The organism is Allobaculum sp. Allo2, assembly GCF_022701175.1.
Classification (GTDB): domain Bacteria; phylum Bacillota_I; class Bacilli_A; order Erysipelotrichales; family Erysipelotrichaceae; genus Allobaculum; species Allobaculum fili.
The window spans coordinates 2,205,107-2,226,082 of the sequence record NZ_CP078088.1 but is presented as its reverse complement, the minus strand read 5'-3'; the positions used below and the strand labels follow the sequence as shown (position 1 = coordinate 2,226,082).

Annotated in this window: 31 protein-coding genes, 1 tRNA gene and 3 pseudogenes; 18 read left to right on the top strand and 17 right to left on the bottom strand. The window is 52.0% G+C overall.

What is annotated here, in order from left to right; translation table 11 throughout:
• Positions 1–147 precede the first annotated feature (147 nt).
• The 8 genes and pseudogenes from KWG61_RS12685 to KWG61_RS12650 all read right to left on the bottom strand — a co-directional run bounded on the left by KWG61_RS12685 (position 148) and on the right by KWG61_RS12650 (position 5,164).
• Positions 148–369 carry a hypothetical protein gene (locus KWG61_RS12685; RefSeq protein WP_242744099.1) on the bottom strand — a complete coding sequence of 74 codons (222 nt, stop codon included), beginning with the start codon at positions 367–369 and terminating at the stop codon, positions 148–150.
• Positions 366–1,505, bottom strand: a complete 1,140-nt coding sequence (locus KWG61_RS12680; RefSeq protein WP_256460695.1) for a homocysteine S-methyltransferase family protein — start codon at positions 1,503–1,505, stop codon at positions 366–368. Before KWG61_RS12680 ends, KWG61_RS12685 begins: the two co-directional genes overlap by 4 nt.
• Positions 1,506–1,543: 38 nt before the next feature.
• Entirely contained in the window at positions 1,544–1,951 is a 408-nt protein-coding gene (locus KWG61_RS16500; protein ID WP_256460694.1) for a homocysteine S-methyltransferase family protein, read from the bottom strand.
• Positions 1,948–2,598 carry a cobalamin-dependent protein gene (locus KWG61_RS12670; protein WP_242745706.1) on the bottom strand — a complete coding sequence of 217 codons (651 nt, stop codon included), beginning with the start codon at positions 2,596–2,598 and terminating at the stop codon, positions 1,948–1,950. Before KWG61_RS12670 ends, KWG61_RS16500 begins: the two co-directional genes overlap by 4 nt.
• A 309-nt stretch (positions 2,599–2,907) precedes the next feature.
• Positions 2,908–3,485 (bottom strand): annotated as a pseudogene (locus KWG61_RS12665) (dihydropteroate synthase); the annotation flags it as partial.
• 122 nt (positions 3,486–3,607) lie between these two features.
• A complete protein-coding gene (locus KWG61_RS12660) occupies positions 3,608–4,504 on the bottom strand; it encodes a homocysteine S-methyltransferase family protein (protein ID WP_242744097.1) in 897 nt (298 codons plus the stop codon).
• Positions 4,494–4,814 (bottom strand): vitamin B12 dependent-methionine synthase activation domain-containing protein, encoded by a 321-nt coding sequence (locus KWG61_RS12655; RefSeq protein ID WP_242744096.1) that lies wholly within the window; start codon positions 4,812–4,814, stop codon positions 4,494–4,496. Before KWG61_RS12655 ends, KWG61_RS12660 begins: the two co-directional genes overlap by 11 nt.
• Complete coding sequence (locus KWG61_RS12650; RefSeq protein ID WP_242744095.1) at positions 4,811–5,164, bottom strand: hypothetical protein; 354 nt, start codon at positions 5,162–5,164, stop codon at positions 4,811–4,813. Before KWG61_RS12650 ends, KWG61_RS12655 begins: the two co-directional genes overlap by 4 nt.
• A gap of 138 nt (positions 5,165–5,302) precedes the next feature.
• Here KWG61_RS12650 and KWG61_RS12645 point away from each other — a divergent pair, with 138 nt between their 5' ends.
• The 7 genes from KWG61_RS12645 (at position 5,303) to KWG61_RS12615 (ending at position 9,685) form a co-directional block, all read left to right on the top strand.
• A complete protein-coding gene (locus tag KWG61_RS12645; protein WP_230266726.1) occupies positions 5,303–5,752 on the top strand; it encodes a DUF4430 domain-containing protein in 450 nt (149 codons plus the stop codon).
• Positions 5,742–6,155, top strand: coding sequence for a hypothetical protein (locus KWG61_RS12640; RefSeq protein ID WP_242744093.1), 414 nt, complete (start codon positions 5,742–5,744; stop codon positions 6,153–6,155). Before KWG61_RS12645 ends, KWG61_RS12640 begins: the two co-directional genes overlap by 11 nt.
• A 368-nt stretch (positions 6,156–6,523) precedes the next feature.
• The gene (locus KWG61_RS12635; protein ID WP_242744090.1) at positions 6,524–6,700 is read left to right on the top strand and encodes a hypothetical protein; all 177 of its coding nucleotides are present in this window, start codon (positions 6,524–6,526) and stop codon (positions 6,698–6,700) included.
• Positions 6,661–7,344, top strand: coding sequence for a sugar-binding protein (locus KWG61_RS12630; protein WP_367614387.1), 684 nt, complete (start codon positions 6,661–6,663; stop codon positions 7,342–7,344). Before KWG61_RS12635 ends, KWG61_RS12630 begins: the two co-directional genes overlap by 40 nt.
• Before the next feature lie 579 nt (positions 7,345–7,923).
• Positions 7,924–8,256: a hypothetical protein gene (locus KWG61_RS12625; RefSeq protein WP_242744089.1), complete on the top strand. Its 333-nt coding sequence runs from the start codon at positions 7,924–7,926 to the stop codon at positions 8,254–8,256.
• Between the two features lie 77 nt (positions 8,257–8,333).
• Positions 8,334–8,996 carry a CHAP domain-containing protein gene (locus KWG61_RS12620; protein ID WP_242744087.1) on the top strand — a complete coding sequence of 221 codons (663 nt, stop codon included), beginning with the start codon at positions 8,334–8,336 and terminating at the stop codon, positions 8,994–8,996.
• Positions 8,972–9,685 (top strand): hypothetical protein, encoded by a 714-nt coding sequence (locus KWG61_RS12615; RefSeq protein ID WP_242744085.1) that lies wholly within the window; start codon positions 8,972–8,974, stop codon positions 9,683–9,685. The genes KWG61_RS12620 and KWG61_RS12615 overlap by 25 nt, the downstream gene beginning before the upstream one ends.
• A 214-nt stretch (positions 9,686–9,899) precedes the next feature.
• Here the strand turns inward: KWG61_RS12615 and KWG61_RS12610 are convergent, their stop codons facing one another.
• The 4 genes and pseudogenes from KWG61_RS12610 to KWG61_RS12595 form a co-directional block, all read right to left on the bottom strand.
• Positions 9,900–10,889 carry an aspartate-semialdehyde dehydrogenase gene (locus KWG61_RS12610; RefSeq protein ID WP_242744082.1) on the bottom strand — a complete coding sequence of 330 codons (990 nt, stop codon included), beginning with the start codon at positions 10,887–10,889 and terminating at the stop codon, positions 9,900–9,902.
• A 38-nt stretch (positions 10,890–10,927) separates the two neighbouring features.
• A complete protein-coding gene (locus KWG61_RS12605) occupies positions 10,928–12,241 on the bottom strand; it encodes an aspartate kinase (protein ID WP_230266721.1) in 1,314 nt (437 codons plus the stop codon).
• Positions 12,242–12,499: a hypothetical protein gene (locus KWG61_RS12600; RefSeq protein WP_242744080.1), complete on the bottom strand. Its 258-nt coding sequence runs from the start codon at positions 12,497–12,499 to the stop codon at positions 12,242–12,244. It lies immediately after the preceding gene.
• A gap of 42 nt (positions 12,500–12,541) precedes the next feature.
• Positions 12,542–13,368, bottom strand: a pseudogene (locus KWG61_RS12595) (homoserine dehydrogenase); the annotation flags it as partial.
• A 107-nt stretch (positions 13,369–13,475) separates the two neighbouring features.
• Between KWG61_RS12595 and thrC the strand changes: the two are divergent.
• The 10 genes and pseudogenes from thrC (at position 13,476) to KWG61_RS12560 (ending at position 16,986) form a co-directional block, all read left to right on the top strand.
• Entirely contained in the window at positions 13,476–14,846 is a 1,371-nt protein-coding gene (gene thrC / locus KWG61_RS12590) for a threonine synthase (RefSeq protein WP_367614213.1), read from the top strand.
• Positions 14,798–14,944, top strand: a complete 147-nt coding sequence (locus tag KWG61_RS17770) for a hypothetical protein (RefSeq protein ID WP_367614212.1) — start codon at positions 14,798–14,800, stop codon at positions 14,942–14,944. Before thrC ends, KWG61_RS17770 begins: the two co-directional genes overlap by 49 nt.
• Positions 14,941–15,198 (top strand): hypothetical protein, encoded by a 258-nt coding sequence (locus KWG61_RS12585; RefSeq protein WP_242744077.1) that lies wholly within the window; start codon positions 14,941–14,943, stop codon positions 15,196–15,198. Before KWG61_RS17770 ends, KWG61_RS12585 begins: the two co-directional genes overlap by 4 nt.
• Positions 15,159–15,278: pseudogene (locus KWG61_RS17765) on the top strand (homoserine kinase); the annotation flags it as partial. The gene KWG61_RS12585 and the pseudogene KWG61_RS17765, both read left to right, overlap by 40 nt.
• Positions 15,279–15,412: 134 nt before the next feature.
• Complete coding sequence (locus KWG61_RS12580; RefSeq protein WP_242744074.1) at positions 15,413–15,811, top strand: hypothetical protein; 399 nt, start codon at positions 15,413–15,415, stop codon at positions 15,809–15,811.
• On the top strand, positions 15,804–16,055 hold the full coding sequence (locus KWG61_RS12575; protein WP_242744073.1) for a hypothetical protein: 252 nt from the start codon (positions 15,804–15,806) through the stop codon (positions 16,053–16,055). The genes KWG61_RS12580 and KWG61_RS12575 overlap by 8 nt, the downstream gene beginning before the upstream one ends.
• Positions 16,037–16,231, top strand: coding sequence for a hypothetical protein (locus KWG61_RS12570; RefSeq protein WP_242744070.1), 195 nt, complete (start codon positions 16,037–16,039; stop codon positions 16,229–16,231). Before KWG61_RS12575 ends, KWG61_RS12570 begins: the two co-directional genes overlap by 19 nt.
• Complete coding sequence (locus KWG61_RS17760) at positions 16,137–16,547, top strand: DUF1461 domain-containing protein (protein WP_367614386.1); 411 nt, start codon at positions 16,137–16,139, stop codon at positions 16,545–16,547. The genes KWG61_RS12570 and KWG61_RS17760 overlap by 95 nt, the downstream gene beginning before the upstream one ends.
• Positions 16,466–16,792, top strand: coding sequence for a DUF1461 domain-containing protein (locus KWG61_RS12565; protein WP_242744067.1), 327 nt, complete (start codon positions 16,466–16,468; stop codon positions 16,790–16,792). The genes KWG61_RS17760 and KWG61_RS12565 overlap by 82 nt, the downstream gene beginning before the upstream one ends.
• On the top strand, positions 16,702–16,986 hold the full coding sequence (locus tag KWG61_RS12560) for a DUF1461 domain-containing protein (protein ID WP_367614385.1): 285 nt from the start codon (positions 16,702–16,704) through the stop codon (positions 16,984–16,986). Before KWG61_RS12565 ends, KWG61_RS12560 begins: the two co-directional genes overlap by 91 nt.
• Before the next feature lie 390 nt (positions 16,987–17,376).
• Here the strand turns inward: KWG61_RS12560 and KWG61_RS12555 are convergent, their stop codons facing one another.
• The 4 genes from KWG61_RS12555 to tnpB form a co-directional block, all read right to left on the bottom strand.
• Positions 17,377–17,586 carry a transposase domain-containing protein gene (locus KWG61_RS12555; protein ID WP_242744064.1) on the bottom strand — a complete coding sequence of 70 codons (210 nt, stop codon included), beginning with the start codon at positions 17,584–17,586 and terminating at the stop codon, positions 17,377–17,379.
• Positions 17,583–18,734 carry a transposase gene (locus tag KWG61_RS12550; protein ID WP_242744062.1) on the bottom strand — a complete coding sequence of 384 codons (1,152 nt, stop codon included), beginning with the start codon at positions 18,732–18,734 and terminating at the stop codon, positions 17,583–17,585. The genes KWG61_RS12555 and KWG61_RS12550 overlap by 4 nt, the downstream gene beginning before the upstream one ends.
• Before the next feature lie 38 nt (positions 18,735–18,772).
• A complete protein-coding gene (locus KWG61_RS12545; protein ID WP_242743428.1) occupies positions 18,773–19,216 on the bottom strand; it encodes a hypothetical protein in 444 nt (147 codons plus the stop codon).
• Positions 19,217–19,308: 92 nt separating this feature from the next.
• Entirely contained in the window at positions 19,309–19,695 is a 387-nt protein-coding gene (tnpB, locus tag KWG61_RS12540; protein ID WP_230268547.1) for an IS66 family insertion sequence element accessory protein TnpB, read from the bottom strand.
• Between the two features lie 337 nt (positions 19,696–20,032).
• Between tnpB and KWG61_RS12535 the strand changes: the two genes are divergently transcribed.
• On the top strand, positions 20,033–20,614 hold the full coding sequence (locus KWG61_RS12535) for a nucleoside triphosphate pyrophosphatase (protein WP_230268268.1): 582 nt from the start codon (positions 20,033–20,035) through the stop codon (positions 20,612–20,614).
• 238 nt (positions 20,615–20,852) lie between these two features.
• On the opposite strand, the gene KWG61_RS12530 is transcribed toward KWG61_RS12535, so the two are convergent.
• Positions 20,853–20,926: transfer RNA gene (locus KWG61_RS12530), tRNA-Thr, on the bottom strand.
• Positions 20,927–20,976: the final 50 nt, after the last annotated feature.

The following is a 20,976-nucleotide window of genomic DNA, read 5'->3' as shown; positions in this document are numbered from 1 at the left end:
CCAGAGAAGCCGCAAAAACTTTAGCAGCGAGCAGGAAAAAGAAGAAAAACGCAAGAATCAGGAATCTGGCGCAATCCAAAAACAGCAGGAAAGTTCTGCAGGCGTTCTGTCGGTTCTCCAACATACGCCTGAGGGCTTTCCTGCTGTTTATTCTGTAAGCAGCGGTTCGAGCGCTTCAATGAGCGAGAGGATCAGCGAGACGCGTCGAAAGGGCGTCATCAGATAAAACCCGTCGCAGAATTTGGCCGCCTGTCGGGCTAAATCCTGGCAGACGCGCAGAGAAATGGCTTCGCATTCCTCCCGGTCCTTATTTTCATATAAAGCGGCCAGCTCATCGGGAATATCCATGCCGGTAATTTCGTTTTTCAAAAGAGGGCATTGCGATGGCTGACGATCGGCATCAGCCCGGCGTAAATCGTGCCATGAAGCTGTGCGCGGGCGGTTTGAAGATTTTCAATGGCCCGACGGGAAAAGATGGGCTGTGTCAGAAAGCCTTCAATGCCGTCAGCTTCCTTTTCTTTGGCGATGCCGAGCTGGACGTCAAAATTTCGGGCGTTCAGATCGAGCGCGGCCAGTTTATGAAACGGCTGGCAGAGCCCTTCGTCTTCGAGTGTCTGGACATACGAAGCGAGCGTACGGGAATTGAACGAGAACACCGCTTTGACTTCATCCCGGCTTTCTCTGGGCAGCGGATCGCCAGTGACGAGAAGCACCTGATGCACGTCTTCCATCGAAAGCCCCAGAAGCAGAGCTTTGATGGCGTTGAGGTTGCGATCCCGGCACGTCATATGGGGAAGAACGTCCAGTTCGGTTTCGCGATGAATTTTGCAGGCGAGCAGGGAGGAGTCCGCACGCGGCCGTCCAATCGGATTGTCCGCGATCGTAAGCATGTCGATGCCCGCCTGTTTCAGGCGAACCGTATCTTCTAAAAACGGGACGATATGATCGTTGGTGGGCGGATCGAGTTCGACCAGAATCGATTTGCGTCCGTTTCGCAAATTGAGATCCAGCCGGTCGGGATGCCGGCGGCGCTGCACCGATCCTCTCGAATCTTCCGGCGATTTGGCCGCAGAATCCGTTTTCTGGAGGGCGCAGTCCGCATCGAGCACGGCTTTGAGTGCCGCAATGTGGTCTGGGGTCGTTCCGCAGCATCCGCCAAGAATCCGAGCTCCTTCTTCCTGCATCGCCTGCATGGTCCGGGCAAAATAGTCCGGCGTTCCGCTGTAAATGGTGCGTCGGCTGGTCACAAACGGATAGCCGGCATTGGGCATGACGAGCATCGGCTTGGAATAGTCCGGCAGATCCTGCAGCAGCCGAAGCATGTGAGACGGTCCGCAAAGACAGTTCAGACCAATCCAGTCGATGGCGGGTGCCTGATCGGCTTTTTCCAGAAGCATCCTTGCGGAACAGCCGTTCGGACTGAGTCCGTCCGGACCAGCCGCAAAACTGATCGCAATGCGTGAAGCCGGACAGAGATCGCGAATCGCTTGCGAAATGTCTTCCATCTCGCGAAAATCCGGCTGGGTTTCCAGCAGAAAGTTCGTTACCCCTCGTCCAGAAAGAGACGGGCAAGCGGTTCAAACACCAGACGAGGATTTTCCTGTTTCGAAACCGGACCAAGATCCGCGAACAGCAAAACATCGCTGCGTCCGGATTTTTCGATCGCCGCGTTTGCGGTCTGTACAGCCTGATGAATCAGATGCGCCGTCAGATCGGGATTTTGGGTATACAGGCCAGGAACGGAAAAGGTACACGTCTTGATCGCGCTGGCGCCACCCTGCAGGTATTCAAGGTGAATGGCTTCGATGCAGGCAGGATCGCCCAGAAGTGCCTGATCGACCTGATCGGTGGGATTGTGCGTTTTCGCAGCATAGTACGTCCCGTAGGCGCCGTCAAACAGCACGGGATAGACAACGTCTTTCGCGAATTTTGAAGGCTGGGGATCAGTCATGTGCGGATGTCTCCTTTTGTCGGATTCTCGATTTTCCTTTTCAAAAAGGTTTCCGCAATCTGAACCGAAGCTCTCGCATCGGGCGCGTACCAGTCGGCCTTTATGTTTTTCGCGGCTTCTTCGGTCAGAACCGCGCCGCCGACCATGATTCTGGGCGGATTGTCGAGCGTGTGAAGAAGGGCGATGGTCTCTTCCATCGCTTTGAGCGTAGTCGTCATCAAAGCGGAAAGACCGACCAGACGAATGTTTCGTGAAACGACCGCATCCAATACGGCTTGCGGGGAGACATCGCGGCCCAGATCGATGACGGTAAAGCCATAGTTTTCCAGCAGCGTCTTGACGATGTTCTTTCCAATGTCATGGATATCGCCCTGCACGGTAGCCAGAACGATTTCACCGCGCGATTCCCGGTTTTTGCCGGACGCTTCGAGCGACTGGGCGATCACTTCAAAAACCGCCTGCGCCGCGCTGGCTGACTGGAGCAGGGAAGGCAGATACAGAACGCCTTTTTCATAATCCGTACCGACGCGATCGAGACACGGAATGAGCAGTTCAGACGTGAGTTCGATTTCGTCTTCGCCTTCGCGCAGAAGGTCTTTAGCGGCCTCGGCTGCCTCGCCGGAAAGACCTTTATAAATGGCATCCATCAGACGGGCGCGGGAATCACAGCCGCCAGACAGCGGTGCAGCATTCGCGCCGCTTGTCAAAGCGGATTCGGCCGACGGATTTACTGGGCTCGAAGTTTGAATCGACGCCGCAGCGGATGTCGCTGCCGGTTTCTGCGTTTCGAGAAACTGCCTTTGCGCAAATCGTTCGATGTAGCCGCGGCAGCCGTCATCGATCTGGCGAAGGACTTTGAACGCCGCAATCGTATCCATCAGCGGTTCCAGAGACGGGTTGATGATCGCAAAGTTCAGACCGCACTGCAGCGCGGCGCTCAAAAATGCCTGGGTCAGAATCGGCCGGCAGGGAAGACCGAAGGAAATGTTGGAAACACCAAGGATCGTTCGCGTATCGGGTTCTTTGTTCAGTTTTTCGATTGTTTCCAGACTGCATTGTGCCTGATCCTGCTGAGCGCTGACGGTCAGCGTCAGCGCGTCAAACCACAGATCGCCGTGGGCAATGCCGTATTTGGCGGCTTCCTGTTCCAGGCGACGGGCAATTTCCAGACGGCCTTTTGTACTGTCGGGAATTCCGGCATCATCCAGACAGAGGGCAACGACTGGCGTGCCGTATTTCTGGGCGAGCGGGAAAATGGAATCCATGCTTTTTGCGAACCGTTTACCGAATTGACGGCGCATCGGCCCGACGCCTGGCGCAGTCCGGCTTCAAGCGCTTTCGGATTGGAAGAGTCCAGAAGCAGGGGCAGATCGCAGACGCTTTGAATCGTACGAATGACCAGCGGCATCAGGCGAACTTCGTCCACATCCGGCGCGCCGACATTCACATCCAGAATGTTTGCGCCGGCTTCTTTCTGTTCAATGGCGAGGCGGGCGATGAAATCAAAATCTTCCTCGCTCAGCGCCTTCTGCATGCGCTTTTTCCCCGTCGGGTTAATGCGCTCGCCAACGACCTGAATCCCGTCACACAAAGTGAACAGACGATCCGAACAGATGGCGTCCAGCCGCTTTCCGGCTGGCCGCAGCGGGTGGTTTTTCAAGGCTTTTGAAAGCCGGGAAATGGTGCTGGGGTCGTCCCACAGCAGCCGCCGATGGCTACCGCACCGGCTTCGACGATTTTTCGGACAAAGCGAACAAAGTCTTCGTCCGAAAGATGGTAGTGTCCGCTGATCGGATCGGGCAGACCGGCATTGGGCTTGCACAAAATGGGCAGGCTGGTCACGTCATGAAGCCTCTTGACCAGATCGACCAGCTGATCCGGACCGAGGGAACAGTTCAGACCGATCGCATCCGCGCCCAGGGACTGCAGGGTAATGGCGGCACATTCGATGCTGGTGCCGGAAAAGGTCCGGCCGCTCTGTTCAAACGTCATCGTGACCGCAACGGGCAGCGAACTGTTTTCTTTTGCGGCCAGCAGGGCAGCTCTGGCTTCGGCTAAATCGCTCATCGTTTCAATGACAATCAGATCCGCGCCGGCACTTGCGCCGGCTTTGACCATCGCCGTAAACTGCGCATAGGCTTCGTCAAAGGTGACGCTGCCCATCGGTTCCATCAAAATGCCAAGCGGACCAAGATCGAGCGCGACTTTGGAGGAGGTTCCTGCAGCGGCATTTCGGGCGAGCGCCACGGACTGCTGAATGATGACTTCATACGATTCCGGTTCGTCCTGGAATCGATCCGGAGAAGCGCCAAACGTATTGGCGTAAATCACATTCGCGCCGGCTTCGATATACTGGCGGTGAATGCCTTCAATCACTTCGGGGAACAGAACGTTGTTTCGCTCGGGATGACGAAGCAAAGGCAGCCCGGCTTTCTGGATCATTGTTCCCATGGCACCGTCCAATACGATCAGTCGGTCCGGTTCAAACAGAGTCAGAAAGCGATTGGAAGTGTCTGTATTTTGGTAATCGGGAGATGTCGTTTCAGTTTTCATAGCAGCGAAGTCCTCCTTTAAGATATTTGCAGTCTGGGCGAAGCGGGCAGTACGCGCAGCCGCGGATTTTTGCAGGAAGGGGCGTGCGGCTCAGCCCGATGAATGCGGTAACGGATTTGGTCGGAACCATCATGCGGGAAGGCAGAACGTGTACGCCAATCGTCTGTGCAAGCTTTAAGAGTTCAGCCAGATCGCTTTGTAAAGAAAGCGGCAGATCGCCGTATCCGCACGAAAAGCGATCGCTGAAATACCAGCCAGGAAGCTTCTGCTGCAGCTCTTTTGTGCAGGCGTCGAGTTCTTCGTCGATCAAAGCGCTTCCAAGTGCGTCAAAACCAGAGCTTTCGCACTGTTCTGTACTTCAAATTGAGAAAGCTGCCGGTCAAAATCGCCAGAAAGCGTTGCCCCGAGAATCAGAACTTTCTCGCAGTGTGCAAGCAGACTCTGAGCCATACGGCCGCTCAGGACGATTCGCCCCTGATCTACAGAGATCGAATCTCCATTGCGTTCGAGATCAAAAACGCGAAAGATAAAGCGAAAATGCGTATTTTCCTGCAGCGGATGCCGCAGCTCTTCTAGCAGCGGTTCATAGCGCGAAACGGCCGCTTTGGGTACGTGACAATAGCGCAGGGCCGTCTGCTTCAAATTTTCCGTCCATTTCATGAATTCCATTATAATGAGCATGGTTTAAACAGGCTAACTCTTGTAGAAGCCGACGGCGTACGAAAATCTGCAGACGATGTCTGCAGAAGAGAGTGAATTTGTTCTGGAAAGCCGTGTCTTTGGAAAGGAATCTTCGTTATGAAAAAATCTGTCCTTCGCACATACGGTGCGGGTGTTCTTCTTTGTGCTTCGCTGCTTATGGGCGCCTGTTCGCATGCAGAATCCGCTGCGGATTCGTATGCGGTTCGTTCATCGTCCCTGCAGGAAAGTTCGAGTACCTCCCTTTCAAGTAATGCCCCGGTCAATGAGACGGTTACTTTTACCATGCATGTGATGCATCAGGATGGGACAGGCAAGCAGATTCAGCTCACTACGAATGCCTCCAATCTGGCCGACGCGCTTCTCGAGCAGGGATGGATTGCGGGCGAACAAAGTCAGTACGGCCTTTTTGTGACCGAAGTCGATGGGGAAAAGGCCGAAAAGGGTGCCTGGTGGAAACTGCAGATCAACGGCGAAGACGCCCAGACGGGCGTAAGTTCGATTCAGCCGGAAAACGATGCCGTCTACACATGGTCCTATGAGCAGTAAGTCCCGCACCCTGCTTTACGATGCCTGCTTTGGCGCGCTTTACGGCGCTCTGATGTTCGCTCTGAAAATGGCGATGGCGTCCCTGCCCAATATTGAACCGGTTACGCTGCTCGTTCTGGTGGCCGGCTGCTGTCTGGGAAAGAAAGGCTTTCTGGCGATCTGTGTCTATATCGTCTGCGAACTGCTCGTCTGGGGAGCCGGCGTCTGGAATATGGGCTATGTCCTGGTCTGGCCGCTTCTCTTTGACGTGGCCTATGCCTGCCGTCGCATCCGATCGATCTGGTTCTGGAGTCTGCTGGCTGGCGTTTTTGGCTTTTCCTTCGGGTTCTGGTTTGCGCTGATTTTTGACTGTTCAATGGCGTATCCGCTGCCTTTTCGTGGTGGGTGGCGGGTCTTCCTTTGATCTGGTCCATGGCGTGGCCAATATGGTCGTGACGTTTTTCTGTTTCTGCCGCTTCGCGGGCTGTGTAAACGATTCGACCGGCGCGCTCCGGCAGGGCGCCGCTAAGCCAGAAAAAAGCGATGTGCTGAATTTTTAATGTATACCTTTTGAAAAAATCATAAGGCAAAAGAATCAAACAAATTGGATGATAATGTCTTAACATAGGTTTTTAAAATGTCTATATATGGCGATTTATATGGCGATTTTTGGCGATGCCTTGGATTTTCAGTGGCTTCTTTGGTCACTAAAATGGAATAGTCAGAAAACGCTTACAGGTGTTGAAGAGGCGCACCTATACTAGGGGTAAGAAAAGCAGGAGGAAAAAGAAAATGAACACTCTGCGAAAACTTACTCTGGGCGCCGGCGCGCTGCTGCTTCTTGCCGGCTGCTCTACAACGCCGGCGGCCAAAACGCCGACCGACGCTTCAGCTTCGGAAGGAAAGGAAAAGCGGCCGTTTCCGCTGCCATTCCAAACCAGGCCACCACGCCGCACTATGATGTCGTAAAACGAGACGAAGCAGCGACGATCGACGGCAAGATCGACGAAGACGTCTGGTCGAGCGTACAGAATATCTCCGGATCCTTCTTCTATCCATGGGCAGATAAAGAAGCGCCGGTAACGGTATTCGAAGCGTACAACGACGGAACCGATCTGTACTTCATGTTTGAAGTTACCGATCCGGAAGTCCTCGTGGAAGAAGACTGGAAAGACGATGAAAGTACAGTCGATGCGGAAGACCGCGTAGAAATCTTTCTCGCGCAGGGACCGGTAGACCTGCCGACACCCAAAGGCATGCCGCTCTACTACGGTGTAGAAATCGACCCGAAGGGACGCGTTCATGACTATTCCATCGAGTACTATCGCCACTTTGACGGAACCTGGAATCTTGAAGGTCTTGAAACCGCTGGCGTACAGACCGACGATGGCTACGTTGTCGAAGGCAAAGTGCCGCTGAGCACGCTGAAAGATCTGAACCTTCTTAAGGAAGATGGAACGATGCGCACAGGCGTATACCGTGCCGAATTCTCGTCTCCGGAAAAAGAAGGCGACGATACCGTCATGGAATGGATTTCCTGGGTAGATCCAAAAACCGAAGAACCGGACTATCATGTCGATTCTTCCTTCGGTGAATTCCGTATCCTGAAATAGCACGATCTGTTCCAGACCGCAGACGGCCTGTCGTTTGAAATACATCCACAAGGCAGTCCTGACCGTTTTTCGGAAGGGCTGCTTTTCTTTGGTCGAGTTTAAAATCAGAAACCGGTTTGAAAAGGAAGGACGAGCCGGAATACACGTTTCGGATTCTGAACCGTATAACGGTACAGAAACCCGGAACGTTTTCTTTGGTCCTCTCAGAGGGTGAAAAAGCGGGTCTGATAATAAAGTTAAAAATAATTATGAAGGCACAAATGAATTACGATAGTGACAATGTGTATACTAAATTTTTAAAAGATCAACCAATTTAACAAATCGGGTGGAATAATAGAGAATCTTAGTTAAGAAATGTCCGAATTGCTCATAAAATCAGGTTTAGAGATGTCCGCAACGAATTAAAAGTAATGCCATAATTCCCAGCCAGAAAAGGAAAATCCGGGCAGATTTTCCCGAAAATGGACGCGAAGAACGGTTCGCCGCGCCATTTTCCGAAAATGCAACAATTTTTGTACAGGTCAGATGATTTATTTCCAATCCATAATCTGACCTGTCTTTTTGACAGGAGAAAGATGTATGAAGTATCCGATTCTCAAGCGACTGGCCCTCGTTCTGATGAGTGTTTCGATGGCGCTCAGTCTGGAAATTTCTCCCGCGCTCCAGAGTCATCGAATGCAGATTCAGGCCAAAGAAGACGATTCAGGACTGACGTATGCGTATCCCGAACCCGTTTACAATATCGATGCGAGTCTTTTAGGGGAAGAAGATCGAAAATTTGAATTTTCCAGCCGGGAAAAAGACGTACAGCCGTATGAAGGGACGTTCGAAGAGCGTGTGAATCAGCTGCGGCGGGATTTGCCGCAGGGGCGCTGCTGGAACCATTTCAGTCCGGATTCGGCCTATTCCTGACCAGTACGACGGACGTTCCGTGTTCGGATCATGGTTCGCGCAGCGGAAGCGTCAAATGCAACAGCTTCGATCAGGGCGTGCAGTGCGCCGGCTTTGCCTACCTCTGTTATTACAAGTGCCATGGCTATTTGCGCAGCTCGCGGATCGGTACCCGGTATGTGGTTGGAAACGAAGGCATTCGGGCAGGCGATGTGATCCGTATGAGCGGGCATACCGCCTTTGTCTGGAACGTAAACGGCGATCAGCTGTCGATTCTCGAAGCCAACTATGGAGCCTTGTGCCGGATTGACCATTCCCGTACGGTCCGCGCCTCCGAAGTTCTGCATTACTGGACACCGAAGGCGTATGTCCTTCATTACAATGCCAACGGCGGACAGGGAAGTCCGAATGCGAAAATCGTTCCGATCGATACGCCCTATACGCTCGGAGACGGTGCGCTTTGGCGCCCTGGCTATCAGTTCGCAGGATGGACGGTATCCAGGCTCACCAGCAGCGAAAGTCTGTACGAGAAAAATGGAACCCGGGCCTATTTTGCAGATCCTGTGCAGGCGCAGCAGGAAGGCTGGAAACTGGCTGTCGTCGCTTCGTGGGAAAGTCTGACGCCCTCCGATTTCGGGCAGCCTTTAGCCCAGAGCGGCGATGACATCGAACTGCGTGCTGTCTGGAAGGAAAAACACGGACGCTCTCGTTCGATCCGGGCATCGGACAGGGAACCATGGAGCCGATTTTGGTTTCGCTAGGCGAGGGCGGTACGCAAATTCCCGCCTGTACCTTTATCCATGACGCGATGGCGTTTAACGGCTGGCTCGTTTACCGTCCCAACGGACAGATTCTCTGTTCCAGTGACGGCACCCTTCGGGGAGATCTGCGCTATTTCGACACCATTCCAAATGCGCGCGGTGCCGGCTATTCTCCGGTACAAATCCCGGATGGCGCCGTGATCCATACGCTTGGTGACGACAGCGAAGAACCGCTTCGTCTGGAAGCGCAATGGACCGGCTACTCCAGAGCGAGCGCGGAGCGGGTGAATCTGCAGCGCCTGTACAACCCGAATTCTGGCGAACACTTTTATACGGAAAGCGCGGTGGAGCGCGACGCCTTAGTGCAGATGGGATGGACGTATGAAGGAGAAGGGTGGACGGCCCCTGTGCAGTCCGAGCTGCCTGTCTATCGTCTGTACAATCCGAACGCGGGCGATCATCATTACACGCTCAGTGAAGCGGAAAAAGACGGTCTGGTGCGAGCCGGCTGGATTTACGAAAAGATCGGCTGGTATTCCGATCCCGCCAAAGGCGTCCCGATTTATCGGCAGTACAATCCGAACGCGAAAGCCGGTGCGCACAATTTCACAAAGTCCAGTCAAGAAAATCAGGCGCTCGGCCGTCTTGGATGGGTCGCAGAAGGCATCAGCTGGTACGGGACGAAATAAAACTGGTTCAACACCAAGGGGAAAAAGGACTGCGTGAACAGCGCACTCGTTTTTTGAATTTCAAAATCGGCAGACACAGGCAAACGGCCGGAGAAAAGGACCGGCGGTCGCCTGGATCTGCGGATTTTTCTGGTCTGGGCTGTATTCGGCCAGACGGTCAAAGAGATAAAACGGCGGCATCCCGCGCAGGGATACCGCCGTAAAGTGTTTAAAGTTAAGCCTGTTCGTCCATTTCCATCAGTTTCTTGAGAATCTGAACGGCGTTGGAGGCAGCGCCTTTGCGGATCTGGTCGCCCGCACAGAAGAGCGAAACGGTTCTGTGGGTCGGATCAGCTGGATCGTAGCGCAGACGGCCGACGTAGACGAGATCCTGATTGGATGTGTCGATCGGCATCGGGTAGACGTTGTTTTCCGGATCGTCCTGCAGCTTTACGCCTTCGGAATGCGACAGACGTTCTTTTAAGGCATCGAGGTCGACCGGTTTTTCAGTACGGATTGTGATGGATTCGGAATGGGAACGCCATACGGGTACGCGTACGCACGTGCAGTTGACGTTCAGCTCTGGCGCGTGAAGAATTTTGCGGCCTTCATTCTGCATTTTCCATTCTTCGCTCGTAATGCCGTTTTCATCAAAGCCGCCGATCTGCGGGATGACGTTAAAGGCGATCGGATGAGCGAACGCTTCCGGTGTCGCTTCGGGATCCTTGAGCTGGTTTTCCAGATCGCGCAGACCTTTGACACCGGCGCCGCTTACAGCCTGAAATGTAGTGCAGATGACATCCTGAATGTTGTAGAGCTCGTGCAGATCGTGCATGGCCATTAATGCGATAATCGTGGAGCAGTTCGGGTTGGAAATGATGCCCTGATGCTTGCGGATATCTTCGGCATTGATTTCCGGAACGACCAGAGGAACATTTTCATCGAGACGGAAAGCGGAGGAGTTGTCGACGACAACGCAGCCGGCTTTCTGGGCCCACGGCATCCATTTTTTGGTGACATCGTTTTCGCAGGCACCCAGGACATAGTCGACGCCTTTGAACGAATCTTCGGTCAGTTCTTCAACGGTCCAGTCTTCGATCTGTTTTCCGGCGGATCGAGCCGAGGCGAGAAGTCTGATATTGGCTTCAATGCCCTGTTCGTGCAGACATTCGAGCATCTGCGCGTTTACAGCGCCGGTTGCACCGGCAATGGCGATGGTTTTCATAATCGTATTCCTTCTTCCTGATTCAAATGTAGAGCGGTTCAGTCAACGACAAATTCGTTGTAAATGACTTCGATCGTGCGGGAAAGGTCTTTTTCGCTGACGCCGACGGTAATGTTAATTTCGTTGGAGTCCTGCGCGATCATGACAATGTTGATGTGTTCGCGGCCTAAGGCTTCGAACAGACGGCCGGCGTTGCCCGGCTGATGGGACATGCTTTTGCCGACGGTGGAGACGAGCGCGATATGGTCCTGCACCTTGATTTCATCCGGTGCAACCTGACGCTTGATTTCGTGGAGAATCTCGTAAAGGCTGTCTTCAACTTCAGCTCCGTTGACCAGAACGGTAAAGGAGTCGATGCCGCTTGGAATGTGCTCGATCGAAACGTTGTAGCGTTCCAGAACGCTGAGCACTTTGCGCATGTAGCCGACTTCGTTGGACATGTGCTTCTTATAAATATAGATGGACAGGAAGCCCGGCTTGCCGGCCAGACCGGTAATCGGGTACTTGCGCGGCACGAGGGACGTTTCCTGAATGATCGTGCCGGCATCCTGCGGGCGGTTGGTGTTGAGAATATGAATCGGAATGTTGTTTTCCTGCGCGGGGAAGACGGCGTCTTCGTGAAGCACGGACGCGCCCATGTAGGAAAGCTCGCGCAGTTCGGAGTAGGTAATGTGGGTGATAGGCTGCGGATTGCGAACGATGCGCGGATCGGCCATCAGGAATCCGGAAACATCGGTCCAGTTTTCGTAGATATCTGCTTCCATGATGTTGGCCAGAATGGCACCGGTCACATCGCCGCCGCCGCGCGAGAAGACCATGATCTTGCCGTTGGCGGCTGTGCCGTAAAAGCCGGGGAATACGAAATGTTCGTGTTCATTCATGATGGCTTTCAGACGGGCACGCGTCGCTTCCCAGTCGATGGACTTGTCGTGGTTGATCCGGATGACATCGGCCGCATCCACAAACGGGAAGCCGAGGTATTCGGCCATGAGCTTGGCGCAGAAGTATTCGCCGCGCGATACGATTTCCATTTCACTCATGGAAGAAAGGCTGGCGTACATCGTGTCCAGCTCTTTTTCGATCGGCTGCTTGAGGCCGAGGGTGTCGCGGATTTCCACGAAGCGGTCGCGGATCAGCTTGTAGACGTTGCTGGCATCGACATGATACTGACGATGCGCGTCGAGCAGGTAGAGCAGATCGGTAATCTTGGAATCATTGCTGCAGCGCTTGCCTGGTGCGGAGACGACGACATAACGGCGATCCGGATCGGCCTCCACGATTTCTTTTACTTTTCGAAACTGGCTGGCCTGGGAAACGGAGCTGCCGCCGAATTTCGTCACTTTTAAAGCCATTTATTTCCTCCATACTGCGAGCATGGCCGATGGATCGATCGCCTGGATCTCTTCGACAAGAGAAAGATCGCGATCTTTAATCAGCCAGAGACTGTCTTCTTCAAAATAGGTGGAATCTGCGTTCTTTACAGAATCGAGATTTTTGCACGTGCGTACAATCCAGTCTTCGCGGATACCATCCTTGCAGAATGTGGCGTGCTGATCGAGCGAAATTCTGCGAACGGTACCGTTCAGCAGGTTGATCGCGTCGGCGATCATAGCCTGCGCGGTCGGACTGCCGCCGGCTCCGGGGCCATAATAGCCTAAACTTCCAAAAGAAGAAGCTTCGATTTTTTGCGCGTTGTAATTCTGACCAACAGAAGACAGATAATCGCTCGCATTCAGGAAAACGGGTGCGATCAGAGCCGAAAAGGATCCGCTTTCATTTTTCAGAATTGCAAGATGGCGGATTTTTTATGATGTTTTTTCGCCAGCGCGATCTCGTCTATGCCGATACTGGAGATGCCGATCGGATCGGGGAGAGTGGTCACAGGCGATTTTGTATATAAAGAGGAGACGAGCAGCGTTTTGTACCAGACATCTCTTCCTTCCACATCGTTGGTGGGGTCCACTTCTGCAAAGCCGAGCTCCTGTGCGCTGCGCAGCGCATCGGTAAAGGACGTGCCGTTTTCTTCCATGGAACTGAGAATATAGTTGCAGGTTCCGTTGAGAATGCCTTCAAATCCCTTGAGCTCTTCAGCGGCAGAAAGTTTGAGAATTCCGTCAATTAAAGGGATTCCACCCGCTACACTGGCCTCAATCTGAATCGATCCGCCATATTTGTCAGCCAGTTTGATATACTCAGGCAGATATGTGCTTAAAACCGCCTTGTTGGAAGAAATCACATTCTTTCCATGTTCCAGGGCGATACGGATAAGGGTATTGGCCGGTTCCAGTCCGTTGAGGCATTCAAATACGATCTGAACGTCCTGCCGCGAAACGAGCGCTTTTCCATCTGCGGAAAAGTACGGTTCGCGCGCTTTGGCCGGGCGGACAAATACGCCTTTCATTTCCAGACCGTCAATGCCGCGGCATAAACGCTCTACGTTCTGTCCCACTGTACCGTAGCCAAGAAGGACACAATTCATCGTTTTCATTGCTTTGTACTCCTTTTGTTCTTGTCTAATATACACTTGTCTTAAAAACTTGCACATTGTATCATAGGGCATATGCGATTTCAAGGAGCCGAAAATTTATGAAACCTTATTATCAGTCAACCCGTAAAAACGCGGATCCGATCAGCGCCAAGGAGGCGGTGCTGCAGGGAATCAGTCCCGATGGCGGACTGTTTGTCTGGCCCGGACTCGGCCAGGAAAAGCTGAATCTGAACAAGCTGATTCAGCTCGATTACAAAGGCATCGCCAAGGAAGTGTTCACGGCGCTGCTTTCGGGCTATACCAGCGAAGAACTCGATGACTGCATTGAAAATGCCTACACCGGCAGTTTTGAAAGCGATGAAATTACGCCGGTAAAAGACGTTGACGGCATTTACATTCTCGAGCTGTTCCGCGGACCGACCAGCGCGTTCAAGGATGTCGCGCTGACCATTCTGCCGTGGTTCTTATCCAAAGCTCTGAAAGATACCGGCAAGAAAGCGCTGATCCTCACCGCGACCAGCGGCGATACCGGGAAGGCGGCCATGTCCGGCTTTGAGGACGTGGACAATACCGGCATCTGCGTCTTCTATCCCCATAACAAAGTTTCCGCCGTGCAGTACAAGCAGATGGCTACCCAGTCGGGCGGCAACGTGAAAGTGTTTGCGGTCGAAGGCAACTTTGACGATGCGCAGAGCATGGTCAAGAAGCTGTTCCTCGATGAAGATCTGAAGGAAAAACTCGCCCAGGACGATATCGTTCTTTCTTCGGCGAACTCCATTAATATCGGACGTCTCATTCCGCAGATCGTGTACTACTTCGATGCCTATCGCCAGCTCGTAAACAAGGGCGTCATTCAGACGGGCGACAAAGTATCCTTCTCGGTACCGACCGGAAACTTCGGCGACGTGCTCGCCGGCTACTACGCCATGCAGCTCGGTCTGCCGGTCGAAAAGTTCTACGTCGCCAGCAACGCCAACAACGTTCTTACCGAATTCCTTGCCTGCGGAACCTATAATCGCAACCGTCCGTTCATTCAGACGATTTCGCCAAGCATGGATATCCTGATCTCGTCCAACCTCGAGCGTCTGCTCTACTACGCATCGAATAAAGACACCGAAAAAGTTGCCGGCTGGATGAAGGATCTGGCCGAAAAGGGAAGCTATACGCTGGATGAAGACACCTTTGCGGAAATCTCCCGTCTTTTTGAAGGCGGCTGGTATGACGACGCGCAGCTCAAAGCCACCATTAAGGACGTCTTTGACAAAACCGGCTACGTGCTCGATCCGCATTCGGCGGCCGCGTATGCGCTTGCGAAAAATCCGAAACGCCGGTCATCGCGCTGTCCACGGCGAGTCCGTACAAATTTACTCAGGACGTTCTCGATTCCCTTGGACAGAAAGAAGACAATCCATGGCAGGCGATGCGCGATCTGGAAAAGATCAATGCCGACGCCATTCCGCATCCTTTAGCCGTTCTCGAACGTCTCGAAATTCTGCACGATGCGGTAATTGATCCTGAAGCGATGAAAGAAAATGTGCTCGACGCTTCGAAGGAGATTTTTGCATGATTACGGTGAAAGTACCGGCGACCAGCGCCAACTGCTCCGTGGGCTTTGATACTCTCGGACTTGCGCTGAACTGGTACTCTTCCATTACGTTTGAAAAAGCGATGAGCTGCTCATCAGCGGCTGTCCCAGGGAATACGCCACTGCCGACAATCTGGTTTGGACATCCTTTGTGTTCGCCTGCCATAAGTGCGGCAAGCCGGTTCCAAACGTACACATCGACATTCAGTCCGATATTCCGTTTGCCAGAGGCCTAGGCTCGTCGAGTCAGTGCGTCGTCGCCGGCATTCTTGGCGCCAACGCGATCGCCGAACTGGAGATGGATCACGATCAGCTGCTGGCGTGCGCGGTGGAAATTGAAGGCCATCCCGACAACGTTGCCCCGGCTCTGAACGGCGCGCTTTCCGTTACGGTGGAAGGTACCCGCTCGCTGATCGGCGTCAATCTGGGGCCAACGGCTGGAAAGCCCTTGTGGTCATTCCGCCGTATGAAGTGTCCACCCCGATGGCGCGCAAGGCGCTGCCAGAAGAAATTCCTCTTCACAATGCAGCCATGCAGGCCGGCCGGGCCATGCTCTTTGAATACGCCTGGACGCATAAAGACGAAACGCTGCTGTTTGAAGCGTGTCATGATCTGCTTCATGAGCCAAGCCGCTCAAAGCTGATTGCTCACTATCCGGCGATGCAGGAAATTGCGGCACGAAATTCCGTACCGTTCTGGATTTCCGGATCCGGATCTACCATGCTTTTTGTAAGTCAGAACAAGGACACTCTTCAGGCGCTGAAAGAGGAAATTAAAAACGCACATCCCGAACTGGATGTACGTCTGTCTGAAGTTTCAGAACATGGAGCGGAGGTCATTCATGGATAAATACTATCTGGTCAATTCTTCGATTCTTCCCGATGTCATTGAAAAAGTCGTCGAAGCGCAGAATCTGCTCAATTCCGGCAAAGTCCGCCGGATCTGCGAAGCGGTACGCGAAGTCGGCATTTCCCGGGAACGTACTATAAATATAAGAATTCCATTTTTCAGTTTGAGCCCAAGGACGCAAGCCGCCGGGCGATTCTTTCACTCGTCGTTCAGGATGAAAAAGGCGTGCTTTCCATCATCCTGACCCGTATTGCCCAGCTCAACGTCATCGCCATCAACCAGACCGTCCCGATCAATCACGTTTCCAACGTGACGCTGACTCTCGATATTACCGAGCTCGAACAGAGCATCGAAGATCTCGTGGACATTTTGCGCAAGACCGACCGGGTCTCCAGCGTATATCTGGTTACCGTCGAATGACGCGCAAGGTTTTACCTGTTCTTTTGGCTTTTCCTTTCTGATCGCCGCCCTGCTTTCGAGCGTCGCGGCGGTCGTTTTTGATCACGGCTTTTACATACGTCTGTATGACAAGCTGAATCTGGCACAGACCGTTTCGGTGTCCGATGAAGATCTTCAGAATTCCATTTTCATGATGACGGATTACGTCGAGGGCAAACGCGACAATCTCGACGGCAAGGTATTCTGGAAAACGAAGTGCGCGATACCTTCAATGCCAAAGAGAAAAAGCACATGGTTGATGTCCGGCAGCTGTGGCAAAACGCCAGACTGGTCATGATTGTTTCCTGGTTCGTCTGTCTGATCAGCGCAGGCTGGCTGTTCTGGAAATTCGGATCCAACGGAACCCGCTGTCTCGGAATTCTGATGACGGGGATCAGACAGGCCGGCGCCTGTCTGCTGGTCGTACTGATCTTTTTGCCTTCTGGTATTTCATCGACTTCACCGGCTTATGGACCTGGTTTCATACCCTCTTCTTTGCGGGAAACATGGACTGGCTGCTCAATCCGGCGACAGATTTCATGATTGTCATCTGTCCGGAAGCCATGTTCTCCACCATGATCGCCAAAATCGCGATCAAACTCATTCTGGCGGTTCTCGGCTTTTACGGCGGTATGGCTTATCTCAAATCCCGTCTGCAGGAACAGCGATACCTGCAGCGGATCGTTCCCCAGAGTCATCTGCATCCGCAGACGGATTCTGAATCCGTCGGACGCTGAACAAACGATAAAGGTCGCGGAATTTGCGGCTTTGCACCATTCGTCGAATTCCTTGATCCAAGGGAAAAGGGAAAAGCGGAAGTGCAAATTCAAAATACGAAAGAAACGAAAACAGGGCGGTAAGGATTCGCTGGTTGTAATTCCGGCGGATCGATACTGCCCTGTATTGTTTATTAAAAGACCGGATTTGAACAAATTCAGAGGGAAAGAAAGATACCGCAGGAGAAAAACATTTTGGATTGGATGCACACGCAAATGAGACGTGAAATCTCTTCTTTCCACTCTCTTCCTACATAAAAGGTAAGTGTCAAACAATCGACGGGTATACGCGAGACTGAATATTAGATACGCTAAACGGGATCCCTTTCGAGATCCCGCTTGGCGTATTTTTTATTCTTCATCGTTTTCTTCATACTTCGGATCCGGTCCACGGTATCCAATTCGAAGATATTCAGGTAAATCCTTTGAATACGGCAGAAGTGACTTCAATACATCTACCGCGATTTCATCGTCTTTGAACCATTTGAGTTCATCCAGAACGTACTCCATGTAGCGCTCTGGATTTAAGTCGTTCATTTCAGCCGATCGAAACAAAGTCATAAACGCTGCGACGACTTCCGCACCTTTGATACTCTTCGTAGTCTGGAAGTTTTGCGATTGATCACGAATGGCTTTACGGCTCTTTCTGCCACATTATTGTCGATCGGATAATCACCGTCTTCCAGGTACCTTCCCAACGAGTTCGCTCGATCCATGAAGTACTTGGCTGCTCTGTAGGCGGTGCTTCTTTCCTCGAATCCACTCTGAATCTCCATCATGACTCTTGTGAGTCTTTCAAAGCAGGGCTTTGAAAGTTCCTGCCGAACTTCGGTTCTCGCCTCGTGCGAGTAAGAAGCAACGTGGGATTCGATGTGGTAGAGCTTCCCGAACAGAGACAGGGCTGTGAGCAGAATCTGGAGACCCGGACTTGGTTCGGGTCTCTCTGTTTCGTCCAGCTGGGCTGCCGCTTCTGCGGCCTCTTCGTCGTTCTCCAGTGTGGTCTTTTCCCACTTCAGGACGTCTGCCTGATACTGCGCGAAGTCTGACCGGACTTTGATGGCTTCGAAGATCTTTCTTCTCGCATGGGCCATACAGTTGAGCTTTCTGCAGGGGCCATAGTAGTTGGCATATGCATAAAGCCCGTCTGTCATAAGGGCATGACGAAAAGAACCGCCAAGGAGGGCGATTACGAACTCCTGTTTCTTGTAAGGGAAAAACTTATAGACAGCCATCTGGTTCTCTTCATAGATTCCGCTGACGGCGACAACCATAGAAGACTGTTTTCGATCTTTAACCTCCGTGCACTTTAAAACCGTCTCATCCATATGGACGACGTTACAGTTTGGGAGATCCTCAATCATTTGTTTTACGAGGGGCTTCAGATAAAGATCGTAAGTTTTTTCCAGGATGTTGCCCATGGTCTGACGGCTGATCGGCAGTCCCGTGAGACTCAGGTGCTTTTCCTGACGATAGGCCGGGGTTCCCATTACGAACTTATCGTAGGCAATTCCCGCGACCATAGAGGAAGTTGCGACACTCTTGTCGATCAGTGCAGGCTCGTCAGGTTCGGCGGTGCGGATGATGGCTTTCCCGTTTTCATCCGTACACTTGTTTGGGCACGCGACTGTCTCACGCAGCACTTCTTCCAGCCTATAGCGAGCGGGAATCCGATGAATCCTATAGTGACGTTTCATTCCAACAGTTTTCATCTCACAGCCGCAAACTGGGCAAATGCGCTTTTCCCCTTCTACACTGAAGGTAGTGGTTTCTTTGACCGCTTCCTGCTTTCTGCACTTGGTGGAAGGTTTTTCTTGCTTCCTTCAACAGAACTGAGCTTTAAATCTTCAGCTTCTTTACGATAGCGGTCTCCCTCTTCCTGATATTTCGCAGCCCGGTTAAAACAAACATCGGCTTTCAGATCAAGCTGAGCCAGCTGTTTATTCAGAATATTGATATCTGGGCCGCCGTCCTCGTTTTCAGAGTAATCCAGTTTCAAGGGAACCATCTTTTCCGTAGAAGGACCAAAGCGGCCGCTTTTCACGGCTTTATTGATTTCTTTAGCGAAATAGAGATCCAGGTACATATCCTCAATAAATTTGTCTTTCTCTTCTTCCGTCATGGTGCTGATCTGATGATGAAGATCTTCGAGGAGCTCGTTGCGGATTGTCTGGTAAGGGTTCGGCACATTCATGTATTAATTTTAACATATTTAGAGCGATAGATAAAGTAAATGGGATGATTTATCTTGATATTCCTTCAAGAAAATCATCCTTTTAAATTGGTTTAAACATACTTATAAGTTCGTGGCAGAAATGCCGGCTGGGGAACAATCGACAGACCGGAAAGCAGAGAAGCCAGCTGCGAACAGTCAATTCGCATGAAGTCGGACTGGTCAGTGCTGACAGGCCACTGAAGGGAAGATCTGGAGAGTCGCTTATAAACAAGCCAGAATCCATTTCCGTCACGAAGGATACCTTTGATCTTGTTCTTCTGTCGATTAACGAAGAGAAAGAGGGATCCATCCAGCGGATCCAGAGCGAGAGGTCCTTGAACCAGGGAGACGTAACCGTCAATTCCTTTGCGAAGGTCAGCAGGCATCTGAGCCAGATAGATGTTTTTAACTTTGGAGAAATCGATACCGAGATCGATTGCAGGGATGATTGATTCCATGAAAAAGCCTCCTTGAATAAAGGAATTATCCCAAGGAGGCGGTCGAGAAAATACCCGTCTTTTATTTGACGCTTACATAAAAAGGCCTCTGGCTGGAGACCCTTTTACACGTATAAGTTTCGTAGAATTCCTTGTCGTTCTTAGTACCTGCGCAATACGCAAAACGGAAGCTTTCGTCAATGGATTCGGTTCGAAATCCATAAAACCGACGACTGCCTGAGAAAAAGAGAAGGATACTGTACCTGAGGAGCTGGCAGGGAGAAAGAGTCGAACGTCGAAAAGAAAATGCGATAGGATAGGGAAAGAGAAAATCGCATGAACCGAAAGGAGTTTTCTTATGTCCAGACTGATTCTTGCCAGCCAGTCGCCCCGGCGCAAAGAGCTGCTGAAAACCATTGTTTCCGATTTTGAGTGCATTCCCGCAAAAGGGGACGAAGTCTTCCATTCTGGTCCGATCGATGAAGCTCAGCGCGATGTAGCGCTGGCTAAAGCCAGAGAGGTATTTCAGGCTCATCCCGAATCCATCGTTCTTGCCGCGGACACGATCGTTGTGGACGGCAGCCGGATCCTGCAAAAGCCCAAATCGAAAGCCGAAGCTTTTGAAACGCTGCGCTCTCTTTCGGGCAGAAGTCATGAAGTGAAAACCGCAGTCGTTTTAATGGAGGAGAAGCAGACGATCTCGACAGTGGAAACGACGGTTGTCCATTTTCGAAATCTGAGCGATAAAGAAATTCAGGCGTACGTCGAGCAGGGAACGTGTCTGGATAAGGCGGGAAGCTACGGGATTCAGGATGTCGATTTTGTTGACGGCATTGACGGATCCTACACGAATGTGGTCGGACTCCCGGTGGAACTCGTTCGAAACTGGCTGGAAAGCCGATCCCTCGCCGATGTGCCGCAGACAAATGCGCAGGCATGATCCAGCTGCTTGTACCGAAAAAGAAAAGACAAAAAGAAAAAGCGAGCCGGCAGGCAGAGAATGCGAAAAGCATTTCAGTCTGCAGCGGCTCGCTTTTGATGAAAGGCGTCTGGAACGCAAAGCTGATCCAGACGCAAATCCGAATGGATCGACAGCCAGATCGAAGTCGAACGATCGAAACCGATCACGAAAAATCTGGACAATAAAAAACCGCTCATTTGAGCGGTTGATTTTCAAATGGTGCCGGCACGCGGAATTGAACCACGAGCTCATCCTTACCATGGACGTGTATTACCATTATACTATGCCGGCGTCTTGACCTGACTTACTTATATTACCAATTCCCTGTAGGGAGTCAACAA